Here is a 16,319-nt window from a genome sequence, read left to right as displayed (position 1 = left end):
AAGATTTTATCTAATTTTATAATAATATTGGTAATTTTATAAAAATACGCAAAAAACCTCCGTTTAAAAGGAGGTCTTGTGTAAGCTTTTTCTAAATTGATTAGGCGGCATACCTTTAATTTTACTGAACACTTTATTGAAATATTGCTGATTTCGAAAGCCGCAGACAGATGAGATTTCTTTTATGCTCATTTCTGAATCCAGCAGCAGCTTGGCAGATTGCCTGATCCGGGTTTCATTAAGGAGCTCCCGAAATGATTTGCCGCATTTTTTTGCCAGCATGGAGCTGATATAGTTCGGGTTTCGATCTGCGTATTCAGCTGCCCTCTCAAGGGTGACTGTAGAGTCCCAATAATTAGTTTCTATAAAGAATTGGACTCTGTCGGTAAGATCCAGCTTCAGTTTCTTATCAGATCGAATGCTTTCAAAAACATAGGAAATGAAGCTGATCATTTCGTTAATAATCCGGTAGATCAAGGGCGAATATAGGATCGTCTGGAATAATCGAAGGTATTCCTTCTCCATTTCTCCCTCGGCAAGGCGGAATGTCTTCATATGCCTGCGGATTTGCGCAAGAATACTGGTCAGCCGGATTCTGATAAGCCCGGGTTCCGGATAGGGATCTTCCAAAATAAGGAATTCTTTGGAAAACCATGATTTTATCCCTTCTAAATCGGCCTGATTCAGGAAATCAATCCAGCTGCTCTGTTCCTCGGGAGTTAAGAAAGGGTCAATTGAAAACCATGCAGGCAAGGAATTTTCCTCAATTACCTGATTAAATCCTCTGAAAAACGTTAACTCCATCAGTTTTCTGTTTGCGTCATAATGGCTTTTGAGAGTATTTTGACCTTCCTGGCCAGTATGAATGCTGATGGCAATTGGTTCAGCTGAGGTTTCCTGCCAATTCCTCATAAATCTGACGCTCTCCTCTTTCCACGATACGCCCGATTTTTCAGCAATAATCAGTACCATGTCACTTAAAATAAAATAATCGGCTTTTTTATGGAACACATAGCTTCCCAGAAATTCATATAACATTGGAAGCTCGAGCACATTCTCAGTTTTTATGCCAATGGAAAGAAAACGTTCTGCCGGTTCTGGAGCTTCTAAAAATATATCCTGATAATTAAAGGTTTTTTCAGTAACCATGCCGGGGCTTTTTAAAGCCGCTGGAGTTTTCAACTTTTGGCGTCTCTGAATGTTTCGTGCAGACTTCAATAAAATATCAGCTGAAATGGGCTTTAGTATTAAATCGGCTACACCCATGTCAATGGCTCTTTTTGCCTGTGAAAAGGTCGCTTCCATTGTAAGTGCAATAAGCTCCGGTCCTATAATTTGAATAGTTTTTAAGAATGAGCTGTATCTATCTTCCTTTATCAGATCCAGTTCAAAAATCAGCAGATCGGGCTGAAAAGTCTCAAGCTTTTTAATAAGTCCTGCCTCATCTTCGGCAGACTCCACATCCCATGCGTTCATTGAAGATTTCAGCAGCCACTCTATACCCTTTGTATCGTACTCATCCCGATTGGCCACAAGTACTTTGTACATGCTGCCACATCCTTTCTTAAATCTATTATGAAATAGTTTTTCAGCAGCTGTAAAGAAAAATCGGAAAAATCCCGCAAATAGTAGACAAGTTATGGTGCCTCTGCAGCATATCTATATATGGACAACTAATTTTGGAAGGAGTATGACCATGCCTTTTCTTGTATTAAAGAAACGCAGCATCATTGCATTTGTCATCATATTTTCAGTCATTGTTTCTGCATCAGTTTGGTTTTTTTCAAAGTCTGACAGTTTGGCGGTGTTCAACCAGACTGAAGGTGAAAAAGTCCGGGAAATCCATATGGTTACAGGAGAATTTAAATCTAAGCTGCCTGATGGCAAGGAAATCGAAGCGTATCGCTGGGATCCGGGAACCATTTTTCTCGAAAAAGATGAAAAGGTTAACCTGAAAATTTGGGGAGTCAACGGAATGGAGCACCCTTTTATTATCGAAGGAACCGATATTAAGGGCGTTGTAAAGAAAGCCGAAGAAACAGTGGTCCCTCTTCGATTTGATAAAGAAGGCGTATACCGCCTGGTTTGTCTTACTCATCCGGATAAGGATAATAGCGGACCTATGATTGCTTATATTGTAGTAGATTAATGGGCAAAACAAAAGCACCGGATTCTTCCGGTGCTTTTCTTAACTGTCTAGCGCAAGCAGCCTACCCCCTCGAGGTGTCGGGGGTGGGCAAGGCGCTTCCGCTTTTCTTCTTATCTCCCAATAAACATTTGTGTCCAATAGTGGCCGTAAGTTCCGCCCTGTGCGTACCCTACTCCGATTTCTGTGAAGTTCGCAGATAGGATGTTTTTGCGGTGACCCTCACTGTTCATCCACGCAGTTACTACTTCCTGAGGAGTTCTTTGCCCGGCAGCAATGTTTTCCCCGGCAGTTCTGTAGGTAATTCCGAAGCTCTTCATCATATCAAACGGGCTTCCGTAAGTAGGTGAGTTATGATCGAAATATCTCTTATTAATCATATCCTGAGATTTATACCTTGCTACTCTCGCAAGCTCCCAATTTGATTTCAACGGCTTTAATCCGTACTTTGCTCTTTCCTGGTTAACAAGCTGAACTACCTGTTCTTCAACGCCTGTTGTGGTTTTTGAAAGAGTAGGGATATTCACCTTTTGTCCGGGATAAATGAAGTTGGGATTTGAGATCTGCTGATTGGAATTGATGATTTCAGGAACTCCCACCTGATACTTCATGGCAATTTTCCACATAGTATCCCCTGGCTGAACGGTATGTACTGTTGATGCTTTTGCATCAAAATTGAATCCAAAGACAAGTGCGACAGACAACATTAAAATGAATGAAAGTTTTGATAGTGTTTTCATATTTATATTTAATCAAAATCTCCTATTCTAATAAACAGGTAATTGTTGGAGCAGAATGTAAGAATTTCAAAGTGATTGCTATCTGTTTTTTATCCAGTGTTCCCTCTGTATATAACAGTTCTAAGATTCCGGGTGGTTTTGTAATACACGTTTTGCTTGAAGATGTATAAATAATTATATTTCACAATACGTTCAAAATCTTTGTGATTTTTTTCACATTCAATCTGTTATATTGAGTGTATAGTAAAGTTGTAATAACTGTTATATAAATAATCTCTTTGAGGTGAACTGGCATGGAAAGATGGAACGGCTTTAAAGAAGGCATTTGGACACGTGAAATTGATGTTAGAGATTTTATATTAAAGAATTTTACACCTTTTTCCGGGAATGAATCATTTTTGGAAGGCCCAACAGAAGCTACATCGCTATTATGGGAAAAAGTAATGACTCTCACCAAAATGGAGCGTGAACAAGGCGGAGTGCTCGATATGGATACAGAAATCGTCTCCACTATTACCTCACATGGACCTGGTTACCTGGACCAGGATAAAGAAAAAATTGTGGGTGTCCAGACTGACCGGCCGTTTAAGCGCTCTCTTCAGCCATTTGGCGGAGTCCGCATGGCTGTGGCTGCTTGTGAAGCATACGGCTATGAAGCCAGCAAAGACATGGAAAAGATATTTACAGACTATCGCAAAACACATAACCAGGGCGTGTTTGATGCATATACTGATGAAATGAAGCTTGCCCGCAAAGCCGGCATAATTACCGGCCTGCCGGATGCATATGGCCGGGGCAGGATTATCGGTGATTACCGCAGGGTCGCCCTTTATGGGGCTGACCGCTTGATTGAAGCGAAAAAAGCTGATTTGAAATCGACCTCACGTGTAATGACGGAAGAAAATATTCGATTAAGGGAAGAAATTTCAGAACAGATCCGGGCTCTGAAGGAACTGAAGCAGCTGGCAGCCAGCTACGGTTTTGATATATCAAAGCCTGCAGGAAATGCTCTTGAAGCTTTCCAGTGGCTGTACTTTGCCTATCTTGCTGCCATCAAGGAACAAAATGGTGCGGCAATGAGTCTTGGCCGTGTTTCCACTTTTCTTGATATTTTCATAGAAAGAGACATAAGGAACGGCATACTTACCGAGACGGAGGCACAGGAGCTGGTTGATCACTTTGTCATGAAGCTGCGTCTCGTAAAATTCGCAAGAACGCCTGACTATAATGAATTATTCAGCGGCGACCCTACATGGGTGACAGAGTCCATTGGCGGGATGGCGCTTGATGGCCGTCCTCTTGTCACAAAAAATTCTTTCCGCTTCCTTCATACCCTTAGAAATCTCGGGCCTGCTCCTGAACCGAACTTAACGGTATTATGGTCTGCCAAGCTTCCCGAGAACTTCAAAAAATATTGTGCAAAGATGTCGATCGAAACAAGTTCAATCCAATACGAAAACGACGATATCATGCTTCCTGAGTATGGCGATGATTATGGAATTGCCTGCTGTGTTTCTGCCATGGAAATCGGAAAACAAATGCAATTTTTCGGAGCACGAGCCAACCTGGCAAAGGCCCTCTTATATAGCATAAATGGCGGAAAGGACGAAAAAATTAGCATTCAGGTAGGCCCGGCCTATGCCCCGATTACTTCAGACATCCTTCAATATGAAGAAGTGATGGAGAAGTTTGATTTAATGATGGAATGGCTGGCAGATCTCTATATTAATACATTGAATATCATTCATTACATGCATGATAAGTATAGCTACGAACGAATCGAAATGGCTTTGCATGACTCGGAAATTCTCAGAACGATGGCCACTGGCATTGCGGGTCTGAGTGTAGCGGCCGACTCGCTTAGTGCCATTAAATACGCAACCGTTAAGGCAATCCGAGATGAGAGTGGGATCGTGGTCGATTTTATTACAGAAGGAGATTTTCCGAAATACGGCAATAATGATGACCGGGTCGACAGCATCGCCATAGACCTGGTTGAACGGTTTATGAAAAAGCTGCGCAAGCATCAGACTTACAGAAACTCTATGCATACAATGTCTATATTAACCATTACATCCAATGTGGTATATGGCAAGAAAACTGGCAATACGCCTGATGGACGGCGTGCCGGTGAGCCCTTTGCCCCAGGTGCAAATCCAATGCACGGAAGAGATACGAAAGGAACGCTTGCTTCCCTGTCTTCTGTTGCAAAATTGCCATACAAACAGGCGCTTGATGGCATCAGCAACACCTTCTCCATTGTCCCTAAAGCACTCGGAAAGGATGATGAAAGCCGTGTGCGTAATCTGGTGTCCATACTCGATGGATATGCCATAAAATCCGGGCATCATCTAAATGTCAATGTATTTAATAAAGAAACACTTCTGGATGCCATGGAACATCCGGAGGAATATCCGCAGCTGACGATCAGGGTTTCAGGCTATGCAGTGAACTTCATTAAGCTGACTAAAGAGCAGCAGCTTGATGTTATCAATAGAACATTCCATGAATCCATGTAACCAATCGGATGGCGGGCCTTATTAATCGGCCCCCCTCTTTAAAAAGCTTGAGCAAGGTGCAGCTGCGGCTGACCCGGTGCTTATGGAAAGGAAGATGATTATGCACGGCAACATTCATTCAATCGAAACATTCGGTACAGTAGACGGACCTGGCATCCGGTATGTTATTTTTACACAGGGGTGCCTCCTTCGCTGTCAATTTTGCCATAATGCTGATACTTGGGAAATTGGAACAGGGAAGCAAATGTCCGTTTCAGAAATCATGAATGACCTGCAATCCTATCTCCCTTTCTTCGAGGCTTCCGGAGGCGGCATCACAGTCAGCGGCGGCGAACCTTTGCTGCAGATTCCTTTTCTTATAGAGCTTTTTAGAGAATGCAAGAAACTTGGCATTCACACTGCCATAGATTCATCTGGAGGCTGCTATTCCAGTTCCCCGCTTTTTCAGACACAGCTGAAAGAGCTTATGAACTATACTGACCTTGTGCTCTTAGATTTGAAGCATATTGATAGGGAGAAACATAAAAAATTGACAGGACTTACAAATGAGCACATCCTTCAATTTGCACGGTATCTGTCTGATCATCAGGTGCCTGTATGGATCCGCCACGTGCTGGTGCCAACAAGGTCTGATGATGAACGGGATCTGGAACGATTGGGCCGTTTTATAAAAGAATTGAACAATGTGGAAAAAATTGAGGTTCTCCCCTATCACAAGCTTGGTGTATATAAATGGGAAGCGCTTGGCTTGGAATATCCGCTGAAGGATATTGAGCCTCCGAGTGAGGAAAAAACAGAATGGGCTTATCGGCTTTTGACTGGGTTATAAAAAGTTGGTTTTGTTTAGGATTTTTGATGCAGCGTTTTAAGTGGTTTGCCCCAATTTCGATTGGGGCTTTGTTTGTATCTTGTATTTGTCTTTTTGTAGTGTGGTTGTCTGGCGGACACAAACCGGCGGACTGGTGCTTGCTGAGTCCGAAGTTACCTGAAGTTCGGACACAAAGCTGCGAACTGATGCTTGCTGAGTCCGAAGTTAACTGAAGTTCGGAAACAAAGGTGCGAACTGGTGCTTGCTGAGTCCGAAGTTACCTGAAGTTCGGATACAAAGCGGCGAACTGGTGCTTGCTGAGTCCGAAGTTACCTGAAGTTTGGACACAAAGCTGCGAACTGATGCTTGCTGAGTCCGAAGATGGCTGGGGTTCGGACACAAAGGTGCGAACTGGTGCTTGCTGAGTCCGAAGGTGGCTGGGGTTCGGACACAAACCCGCGAAAATATGCTTGCTGAGTCCGAAGATGACTGGGGTTCGGACACAAAGCGGCGAACTGATGCTTGCTGAGTCCGGAGATGGCTGGGGTTCGGACACAAAGCGGCGGACTGGTGCTCGCTGAGTCCGAAGATGGCTGGGGTTCGGACACAAAGGTGCGAACTGGTGCTTGCTGAGTCCGAAGTTACCAGTAGTTCGGACTCAAATCCACGAATAGATGCTATCTGAGTCCGAGGTTTGAATAGGTGAGGACTCAAACCCCTATCAGATGCCCGCTGAGTCTGATTTCATCAAAACTTCAATATTATTTCCCCCTCATTTAAGCTATAATTAAAACGAGGTGGATAATTATGACAATTGCGCTGAAAAAGCCTAAGTGGCTGGTGTTTGGCGTACTTTTATCTATGATTCTGTTTTCCAACTACATTCTATACAGGACCACGCTTTTTGGTCCGGTTCCGGATGGTGCGGCGATTGGCTCCCTGTTTGATCTGCTGGTTGTTGTACCCTTATTGGCGTATTTTCTTATCCTGCGGAAAAGGTATTCACTGAAGTATTTAGGGGCAGTTATTTTAGCAGGATACGGAGCTGCATATTTTATTATCCCTGCCAGCCAATTTTCGCAGTTTGCCTTTTTGCCTTATGTAATTGTTTTTTCCGAAGCGCTTTTTATTGGTCTGGAGCTGTTTATTGCCTATAAGATTCTTACTAAGCTGCCTGTACTATTGAAAGAATACCGCAGGCTAAACGGTATTAATTCCTTATTTCTCTTTAATGTTAAAAGGGCGGCAGAAAGGCATATGCCGAATAATAGGTTGGGAACTGTATTTATGACTGAATTCGCTATGTTTGATTATGCCCTATTTTCATGGAAAAAGAAGCTTTCCATAAAGCATGGAGATAGTTTCACATACCATCAAAAAACAAGTGTAAATGCTGTTTATATTATGCTGATCCATGCGATAGCCATTGAATCGATCGGACTTCATTATTGGCTTCATTCATGGAATGCTATTGTGGCATATATCATCTTAATAGCAAATATATATGGCATTTTATACTTTCTGGCCGAGATCAACGCCACCCGCTTAACCCCTTTTGTCCTTACTGATTCTCATTTGCTGCTGCAGTCAGGATTCTCAAAAAGCATGTACCTTCCATTGGAAGATGTTAAAGAAATCAACTATTATGATGGTCCCGAAAAGTTCAGCAGACAAGAAATGAATGATATATTTGATGCCAGATTGCCTGATCTTATCCAGGAAAAGCCGATGTTCGAAATTATACTTAAGGAGCCGGCAGTTTATGAGCTGGTGTACGGCATAAAAAGAAATGCAAGCCGCATCGTTCTGAATGTGGATGAACCAGAGAGATTTTATCAGGAAGTTTCAAACAAATTAGCTCAAAAGTAAAAGGAAAATCCTCAGGGATTTTCCTTTTTACGCGGCTTTATTTCCACCAATTATCGTGCATGGATGCAGGCATCTGGCGCTTATGTTCGGAAACGAAGTAACGGTTTTCAATCTTTTCTGCTGCTTCCGGACTTACTGATTTTCCTTCTAGGTAATCGTCCAATTCATCATATGAAATACCCAGTTCCGTTTCATCAGCCTGTCCCGGTTTCTGGTCCAGAAGATCGGCAGTCGGCACTTTTAAGTAAAGTCTTTCTTCTGCTCCAAGCTCTTTAAGCAGTGCCTTTCCCTGTCTTTTAGTCAGTCCGGATAATGGCAGGACATCTGCTCCGCCATCACCATATTTTGTGTAAAATCCTGTCACTGCTTCTGCTGCGTGATCTGTTCCGATAACCAGCAAGCCAAATTGGCCGCCAATTGCATATTGGGCGATCATTCTCATGCGGGCTTTCACATTGCCTTTGTGATAATCCTTTAACGGTTCCTCTTGCAATATACGATCATATTCGGTTTTTACTTCATCAACTGCATTTTTAATATTAAATACAACTTCACGGTCAGCCTGGATAAAAGAAAGCGCCAGCTGTGCATCCTCTTCATCCTGCTGTACACCATATGGCAGTCGGACTGCCATGAAAGTTGCCTCTTTGCCTTCATTTCGCAATTCTTCAACGGCGAGCTGCGCAAGTCTTCCGGCAAGAGTGGAATCCTGGCCGCCGCTTATGCCAAGTACATACCCTTTGGCATTTGTTTTAACAAGGTAATCCTTTAAAAACTGGATTCTATTTTTTATCTCTTCTTTTGGATCGATAGCTGGATTAACATTTAAACTTTCCATAATTTCTTTTTGCGTATTCACTGCAGGTTCCTCCCTCTTCTTATAGCTTTAGCTCTTTATATTTTGTTTTACCTGGCTGATCATTTTCATTTTATTATCCCAGCACTCCTGGCTCAGGTCGACCGGGTATTCCTCCGGATTTAGAGAACGGCGGTACTCATCCCATAATACGTTGAGATTTTCCTTTGCAAAGCTCTGCATCTCTTTTAAGGATGGAACTTTATAGGAAAGCTTCCCTTCCTGAAAAATCACTTTATGCAATTCTCTCGCTTCGAAGTTGGTAACGAATTTGCTTACAAACGTGTGAACTGGATGGAACATCTTAAGCCTTGGCTCTGCTTGAGGATTCTCATGATCCAGTGCAATATAGTCTCCCTCTGATTTATGGTTGTCTTTGTTAATAATCCGATATACTCTCTTCAGGCCGGGGGTGGTCACTTTTTCCGGATTGCCGCTGATTTTTATGGTGTCAGTCATCTTGCCATCTTCATTTTCTATTGAAACGAGTTTATAAACAGCTCCTAATGCAGGCTGCTCATAAGCCGTGATCAATTTTGTGCCAATGCCCCAAATATCGATTTTCGCTCCTTGAGCTTTGAGGTTTATGATGGTGTATTCATCCAGGTCATTTGATGCAATAATCTTAGTATTATGAAAACCGGCCTCATCCAGCATTTTTCTTGCTTTTTTGGACAGATACGCCAAGTCCCCGCTATCCAGTCTTATTCCTTTAAAGTTGATTTGACCTTCCATTTCCCGGGCGACTTTAATGGCGTTCGGGACTCCGGATTTCAGCGTGTCATAAGTATCGACGAGAAAAACACAGTCTTTATGGGTCTGGGCATATTTCTTAAAAGCGGTATACTCATCCTGATATGCCTGTACAAAAGAATGGGCATGGGTTCCTGCAGCTGGAATGCCAAATTTCTTGCCGGCTCTTACGTTTGAAGTGGCATCAAACCCGCCAATATAGGCTGCTCTCGTTCCCCAGATGGCAGCGTCCATTTCCTGTGCCCTTCTGGAACCAAATTCCATAGCTGTCCCATCCCCAATGACTTCTTTGATACGTGTAGCTTTTGTCGCAATCAAGGTTTGGTAATTTATAATATTTAATAGTGCTGTTTCCACGATCTGGGCTTCTGCCAGCGGAGCTTCTACACGCATAATCGGCTCATTGCCAAACACAAGCTCTCCTTCTTCCATTGATTTAATGGTTCCTGAAAAAGTCATGTTTTTCAGATAATCGAGGAAATCGTCCGCATAATTCAATTCGTTTTTTAAGTACTGCAGGTCACTCTCGGTGAATCTGAAATTTTCAATATACTCGATCACTCTTTCGAGCCCTGCAAAAACACCATATCCATTCCCAAAAGGGAGCTTCCTAAAATATACTTCAAAGACCGCTTTTCGATTATGTATATTGTCTTCCCAATAAGTCTGCGCCATATTAATCTGGTACAAATCAGTATGCAAAGCTATACTATCATCCGCAAATTCCCTGTGCATAATCGCAACCTCCTGTGACAAATCTTCCTTATGTATTTCTTTTATTGGCTAGTATCCCCCATTCCCATCTTTCTCAACTTAAATGGATGAAAAATTTGCCTATTATTTTAATAGTAGTGAAGTTCAAAGCCTTAAGCAAATTTTTCAGCCTGAATATATACGGATATTTACCCATTTAAGACTTTTTTACACATTTTCAAGCATCTGTTCGTTATTTTGAACAAGCGATACTATTCTGTAATAACACTTCAAAATTATTTCCCAAACATCAGCTGCTCCGATGTTATTTTAAAATAAGAAACCATTCTTTACTCCCCTTTAGCTGGAATCACCAACCTTCCGCCCTCCGCATAAGATGTCATGAACTGACAAGGAGGGCTGTGAGATATGGAAAGACGGGGCCTTTTGCCTTTCGTTGTGACCGCATTTTTTGCCGTAATGATTTCGCTCTTTACTTTTTCGCTGATGGATTCAAAGGATGCCGAGCCGCCAAAAACAGAGACTGTTCCGGATGGCCAAGGCAAAAACCATGACAGTGATATCTCTAATGAAGTAAAAAATAATATCAAAGGCAATAAAGCTAATGTGAATAACTCAATCGACAACGATTTAAATAATGATGAAGATAGCAAAATTGACAATAATGTTACGAATGATATAGAGGTAAATGTAGATGTGAATGTAACCAATACGATAAAAAATAAGGCTGATAAAAATCAGGACTCTGGTAAAAAAGATAATGAAAAGGAAAATAGCAGCGGCGATAAGGGTAAGGAAAATGACCAGGACGGCCAGTCTGGGGATGATGAAGTCGTTTGGGGTGTAGACTCGGCAAGTCTCACTACAAGCGACTTGCTTTCTTGTGTTCGTGAAAACTTTGGATCTCCTAAAGTATGGGGACGGTATTTAGGTGAAAAAGAAGGTGTATCAGCAGGCATTACACCGGATGAGGCTGAACTGCTGCAGAGGAATGATATTAAATTACTCGTGATATGGAATCGATTTAATGATGCAACAGGCCTTGAAAATGGACAGAGTGAAGCAAGAGCAGCTGTTCAATTGGCAAAGGAGCTGGGAATACCCGAGGGTGTCGCGGTTTTTGCGGATATCGAGCCTAATTATCCTGTTGACTCTTCTTTTATAGAAGGCTGGTATCAAGCCATGTCGGAATCACCCTATGAACCTGGCATTTATGGAATTTTTGATAAGGAAAAAGCCCTGAGCAAGGCTTTCGATCAGGCTGCAGCCCAAAACTCTCCCCTTCTTGAAAACACATTTATATGGACTGCTTCGCCGAATAAAGGAATCACCGCCCAGGCACAGGCGCCTGAATATAAACCTGAAGCTCCGGAAAACTCACTGATTGCAGGCTGGCAGTATGGAATTGATGCGAAGGCATGCAATATTGATACAAACTTATTCAACAAAGACATTCTGGATGTTCTTTGGTGAATAAAAAAATAGAACTGTTTTGGCACGGTTTGCTTTCAATATCTTATTTACAGAGTTGATTGGAGCGGAAGGTGCGAGATCCTCGAAAATGCATTCGCAGTTTCTTCTTGCGGTGTTTACTCAAGGAAGCTTATTCAAAGTCCAGCGGGAGTAGCGGGACAGGTGAGGCCCCGCGGATAGCGAGCAGCCTGGAGCGGAAATCAACGGACAACATTGTTGACAAAAACAAAGTATACAAAAAGAGTCAAAAATAAAGAGCCCATAAAGGCTCTTTTATAGTTTAAAGCTGTTCTTTGGCATCCCGTTATTCCAAAACTGATTCATGATAAACGGAGTGCCAATAAACACTGGAACGATATAATAGCTGAGACGGTAGAACATGAGAATCAAAAGCCCCAGTTCTGATGGGACACCCTGTGATTCCAGTCCGATCAAGAATACAAAGTCAAAGGATCCTATTCCCCCTGGTATCATACTTGCAATTCCAGCACAAGCAGAGATGATGACAATCGGAAACAAAACAAAAAATGGAATCGATACTTCCAGTGCTCTGGCAATTCCCCAGATACATATGATGATAAATAGCCACTCCAGTAATGAAACAGTCAGCAGTTCCCCTGCAAACCCCTTTTTGATGTGCTTCGTATTCCAAAATGACGACTTAAAAAAGTAAACGCCCAGCAGCAGCGGTGTGTAAGCAGCGACCGCCCAGACTGCGAGTTTTATAAGCTTTACGTCATCGTATAAATGTAAATCGGTAAATAGGACGACCCATGATAATATCGACAAGCCTGTAAGGTAAAAAAGTGACAGCTTGGCAATTATTTTGATATACGGTGTACTGCCTGTCAGGTAATCTTTATAAAAATAGGACCTGAGTGTAGCTCCTGCCACACCACCCAGTCCGATCAAGTTAGAGAATGCGTTAGCAGATAAAGAATAAAATACAAGCTTTTTTTTAGGAACCCTGATTCTGAAAAGCCTTTGCAATATTTCATCATAAAAATACATTGGAAAAAGGGCAGCCAGTCCCAATAAAAGGATAAAAAATATTCGGCGGACGGTTAGCCGGTCAATATAGAGCTCAAGGAGAGCCCAATTAAAGTCAGTGAATATCCCTTTTGCTTCAAGCATAACAAACAGCAAAATGAATAAGGGTAGAAGGAGTTTGGCAAGCGTAATAATTGTTTTTTGTTTGAACAAGGACAAAATACCCCACCATTCATTTAGAGAACTAGAGATAATTTAATCTCCCTGATAGAGTGTATCATACAAAGGCTTAATATATATACTTTTTCCTATTATATTCCTATATAGTGACAATAGAATGGACAAGAATTAAGTTTTTGCAAATGGTTCAATATCTGCAATTGTTATCAATACAGCATTCAATTATACTTAAATATGTGAATAGAGGTGAATTGTCATCTTTGAACTAATAATTGAATCGTCTTTTATTTCATCTGAATATACACTTTATTTAACATATATCATTGGATTAGCTGCTAAGCTGTTAATCATTTGGAAAATTACACCTGCCTTTTATAGTCCTGGAAATATCGGGAATGAACAAAAGGAATATGAAAACCTTCCAGTGTTTTGCATGGATCGGACCTTAATTAGCGATTCGATCCAGTCGTGGATGGCAAAACTGATCCTGAAAAAAGGCGACCAAAGCGATGAGCCGGAAGGTCTCTCCCCTATTTTATAAAAAAATATAGCGGGAGGTTTGACCTGAATGAGAAAAATTAAATTGTTGCTGGCCATTACCATGATCACCGTATTGCCAATATTCTTATCTGCCTGTCAGGCTCAAGGAGGACAAGGAACAAGCTTTTTCCATCAATATTTTGTCAATCCGTTTGCATTGGCCATACATGGAACGGCTGTTTTCTTTCATGGCAATTTCGGACTGGCGATAATCTTCATTACTATCGTGATCAGGCTGATATTAATGCCTTTAATGCTTAAACAATATAAAAATCAAAGCTTGATGAAAGAAAAAATGGATAAGTTAAAACCTGAACTTGAAAAAATCCAGCAAAAGCTGAAAACAGCGAAAAAACCGGAGGAGCAGCAAAAGCTGCAGCAGGAAATGTTCGGTTTGTATCAATCACATGGAGTAAATCCTTTGAATGCGGCTGGGTGTCTGCCAATCTTTATTCAAATGCCCATTTTAATGGGGTTTTATTATGCCATAAGAGGAAATCAGGAAATTGCGGCACATTCATTTCTCTGGTTTAATCTGGGTCATTCTGACATTTGGATCACGATCATTGCAGGAATAGTGTACTATCTTCAGTACCGGTTCACTCTTAGCAATATGACTGCGCAAACGCCAAAGCAAATGAAATTCATGGGTTTATTGTCTCCTGTAATGATTATGCTGGTTTCTTTAAATGCTCCTGCAGCTTTGCCGCTATATTGGACTGCAGGCGGATTGTTTTTAGTTTTTCAATCATGGCTTGGAAGAAGATTATATACAAAAAATAAAACTGATCATGTTCAGTTTATTTCAGAATCGTAATGAAACAGGGAGCGGGCTTAATGCCATGCTCTTTTTTTTGTTTATAGAAATTTGAATAACAGTGTCTATTCTTGGAAAGATAAGGGGGGAAAATCAAAAGGAGGAAAGTGTATGATTAATCGTAAATTAATGATGGCAGGAGCACTGTCAGCTGCATTGCTTGCAGGCTGTGCCATGAATGATACCGATATGAATGAAACAGCTCAGAGGAACAGAGACCTGACAGAGCCGACTAAAGTGAACGACAGTAACTATGGAGAAAATGGACGCACCACTGAGCCGGGGATTGACCTTACCCGCACGGGAACGGACAATGACAATCAAAATGATTCCCCGAGAATGAAGGTTGCTGATAAAGCTGCCGATAAAATTACCGCTATACCAGAGGTTGAATCTGCGAATGTCATCGTGACAGACAATAATGCCTATGTTGCCGCACGCTTAAATGATGGAAATGGAGAATTGACTAAGGATGTCGAGGGGAAGATTTCAGATCAGGTGAAAGCCGTCGATCAGGATATCGATAATGTATATGTTTCTGTTAACCCTGACTTTTATGATCGAATGACAGGATATTCAGAGGACATTCGGGCAGGTCATCCAGTAGAAGGATTTTTTGATGAATTTACACAAACTGTGCGCAGAATTTTCCCGACACAAAGGTAAAAAGAAAACGGCCCATAACAGGCCGTTTTCTTTGTGGGTTTAAGCATCCTGGAAGTAGTCTTTATAAAATCCGCTTACTTTTCCGGAATTGTCTACAATGAAATAAAATTCTTCTGTTTCATTTTTTACATCATAGATATTCCCTGCTGTTAAAGCCCGGTCTACAATGTATTTTGCTGCGTCTGTGTGCACACATTTTACTTTTTTCAATGTTTCGCGTTCATGCCAGTTTAAATGAATCACTATTGCCACTCCTTTAAAGTCTGCATTACTTATATGTTTAGTTTTTATCGCAGTCTAACAGGCAGTAAGACCCCACTTTAAGACTCAGAAGAAGAAACCAAAGGAGGATAAGTGGGGGTCAAACTGCCCGTAAAGGCCCGATTGGTTCAACTAACAATCAGTGGGAAAGAGAACCCCCACTGATTGAAGTTTCACTTTATTATAATGAATAGGAACGGTTGTCTGCAACCAGATTCTCTTTAATGGCTGGCAATAATTTCATTATTTTCCGAAGTCGCTTGATTTTTTCTGCCTCAAATGTATATACTTCTCCAGTTAACGAGTTTTTCATTGTTACATAGTTAATTTCACAGATTTGGTCTATTCGTACAAATTCCAAATGATCATAATGTTCATTATCATATTCCACTTCATAAAAGCCATTATCTGCTAAAATTTTCATTTTGATGACCCTCTTTCTAAGATGATGGCAAAGGTTATATACCACCCGCTTAGCCTGTTTCAAACCACCAAATGAAATTTTACAGGATTTTAGCTTAGTTTTTCCCACTCACTTAGGTGCATTGGGTTGAGGTGAGGTTTTGCCTCCCCCTCTAAGACAGCGATATATTCTAATGAGTGGCCATCCGGATCATAAAAATAGACTGAAGCAGCTGGCATCCATGTATGGACAATCGGTTCTGCCGGTGATAGGCCAAAGCTTTCCCTGGCCTCGATCTCTTTTTCCGTTAAAAACGGAATAATCCCCCGCAGCTTCTCAGGTGAAACAGAAAAGGCTATATGATTTCTCCTTATTGGGCTGTCTTTTGTTTCCCAGATGCCCAGCATGTTCTCTTTACCCTCGCCCAGAAAGAAAAAGGCAGCTTTTCTGTCTTCTGTTGTGTATGCTACTTTAAAGCCAAGGTTTTCATAAAATTTGATGCTTCTTTCCAAATTGCTTGAGTTGAGATGTGCTTCATATAATTTTGCTCCCTGCATGGTACGGTCCTCCAATTCATTTTGTAT

General features: G+C 41.5%; 15 protein-coding genes. 7 read left to right on the top strand and 8 right to left on the bottom strand.

Annotated elements, in window-relative coordinates; all coding sequences use genetic code 11:
• Positions 1-63 precede the first annotated feature (63 nt).
• A complete protein-coding gene (locus NYE23_RS09240) occupies positions 64-1,548 on the bottom strand; it encodes a helix-turn-helix domain-containing protein (RefSeq protein ID WP_341077299.1) in 1,485 nt (494 codons plus the stop codon).
• Between the two features lie 148 nt (positions 1,549-1,696).
• On the opposite strand from NYE23_RS09240, the gene NYE23_RS09235 reads away from it, so the two are divergent.
• Positions 1,697-2,149, top strand: a complete 453-nt coding sequence (locus NYE23_RS09235; protein ID WP_341077298.1) for a hypothetical protein — start codon at positions 1,697-1,699, stop codon at positions 2,147-2,149.
• Positions 2,150-2,259: 110 nt separating this feature from the next.
• On the opposite strand, the gene safA is transcribed toward NYE23_RS09235, so the two are convergent.
• Positions 2,260-2,886 (bottom strand): SafA/ExsA family spore coat assembly protein, encoded by a 627-nt coding sequence (safA, locus tag NYE23_RS09230; RefSeq protein WP_341077295.1) that lies wholly within the window; start codon positions 2,884-2,886, stop codon positions 2,260-2,262.
• Between the two features lie 293 nt (positions 2,887-3,179).
• On the opposite strand from safA, the gene pflB reads away from it, so the two are divergent.
• From pflB to NYE23_RS09215, 3 genes are all read left to right on the top strand, one after another.
• Entirely contained in the window at positions 3,180-5,405 is a 2,226-nt protein-coding gene (pflB, locus tag NYE23_RS09225) for a formate C-acetyltransferase (RefSeq protein WP_341077293.1), read from the top strand.
• 100 nt (positions 5,406-5,505) lie between these two features.
• Entirely contained in the window at positions 5,506-6,234 is a 729-nt protein-coding gene (pflA, locus tag NYE23_RS09220) for a pyruvate formate-lyase-activating protein (RefSeq protein WP_341077290.1), read from the top strand.
• A 786-nt stretch (positions 6,235-7,020) separates the two neighbouring features.
• A complete protein-coding gene (locus NYE23_RS09215) occupies positions 7,021-8,082 on the top strand; it encodes a hypothetical protein (protein WP_341077288.1) in 1,062 nt (353 codons plus the stop codon).
• A gap of 37 nt (positions 8,083-8,119) precedes the next feature.
• On the opposite strand, the gene nadE is transcribed toward NYE23_RS09215, so the two are convergent.
• Both nadE and NYE23_RS09205 read right to left on the bottom strand, forming a co-directional pair.
• On the bottom strand, positions 8,120-8,920 hold the full coding sequence (nadE, locus tag NYE23_RS09210; protein ID WP_445662614.1) for an ammonia-dependent NAD(+) synthetase: 801 nt from the start codon (positions 8,918-8,920) through the stop codon (positions 8,120-8,122).
• A gap of 48 nt (positions 8,921-8,968) precedes the next feature.
• Positions 8,969-10,426, bottom strand: coding sequence for a nicotinate phosphoribosyltransferase (locus NYE23_RS09205; RefSeq protein ID WP_341077284.1), 1,458 nt, complete (start codon positions 10,424-10,426; stop codon positions 8,969-8,971).
• A gap of 387 nt (positions 10,427-10,813) precedes the next feature.
• Here NYE23_RS09205 and NYE23_RS09200 point away from each other — a divergent pair, with 387 nt between their 5' ends.
• Positions 10,814-11,878 (top strand): glycoside hydrolase domain-containing protein, encoded by a 1,065-nt coding sequence (locus NYE23_RS09200; protein ID WP_341077281.1) that lies wholly within the window; start codon positions 10,814-10,816, stop codon positions 11,876-11,878.
• 273 nt (positions 11,879-12,151) lie between these two features.
• On the opposite strand, the gene NYE23_RS09195 is transcribed toward NYE23_RS09200, so the two are convergent.
• A complete protein-coding gene (locus tag NYE23_RS09195; RefSeq protein WP_341077279.1) occupies positions 12,152-13,081 on the bottom strand; it encodes a lysylphosphatidylglycerol synthase domain-containing protein in 930 nt (309 codons plus the stop codon).
• 535 nt (positions 13,082-13,616) lie between these two features.
• On the opposite strand from NYE23_RS09195, the gene yidC reads away from it, so the two are divergent.
• A complete protein-coding gene (gene yidC / locus NYE23_RS09190) occupies positions 13,617-14,405 on the top strand; it encodes a membrane protein insertase YidC (RefSeq protein WP_341077278.1) in 789 nt (262 codons plus the stop codon).
• Between the two features lie 111 nt (positions 14,406-14,516).
• On the top strand, positions 14,517-15,071 hold the full coding sequence (locus NYE23_RS09185; protein ID WP_341077276.1) for a YhcN/YlaJ family sporulation lipoprotein: 555 nt from the start codon (positions 14,517-14,519) through the stop codon (positions 15,069-15,071).
• Between the two features lie 39 nt (positions 15,072-15,110).
• Here NYE23_RS09185 and NYE23_RS09180 read toward each other — a convergent pair whose 3' ends face one another.
• The 3 genes from NYE23_RS09180 to NYE23_RS09170 all read right to left on the bottom strand — a co-directional run bounded on the left by NYE23_RS09180 (position 15,111) and on the right by NYE23_RS09170 (position 16,292).
• Positions 15,111-15,314: a DUF6501 family protein gene (locus NYE23_RS09180; protein WP_035330842.1), complete on the bottom strand. Its 204-nt coding sequence runs from the start codon at positions 15,312-15,314 to the stop codon at positions 15,111-15,113.
• A gap of 199 nt (positions 15,315-15,513) precedes the next feature.
• Positions 15,514-15,756 (bottom strand): hypothetical protein, encoded by a 243-nt coding sequence (locus tag NYE23_RS09175; RefSeq protein ID WP_341077273.1) that lies wholly within the window; start codon positions 15,754-15,756, stop codon positions 15,514-15,516.
• Between the two features lie 89 nt (positions 15,757-15,845).
• On the bottom strand, positions 15,846-16,292 hold the full coding sequence (locus NYE23_RS09170) for a VOC family protein (RefSeq protein WP_341077271.1): 447 nt from the start codon (positions 16,290-16,292) through the stop codon (positions 15,846-15,848).
• Between the last annotated feature and the right edge of the window lie 27 nt (positions 16,293-16,319).

Source organism: Cytobacillus sp. FSL H8-0458, from assembly GCF_038002165.1.
In the GTDB taxonomy this organism is placed as follows: Bacteria; Bacillota; Bacilli; order Bacillales; family Cytobacillaceae; genus Cytobacillus.
Note: the sequence above shows the minus strand (reverse complement) of the source record. Positions and strands in the feature narration are given on the sequence as shown.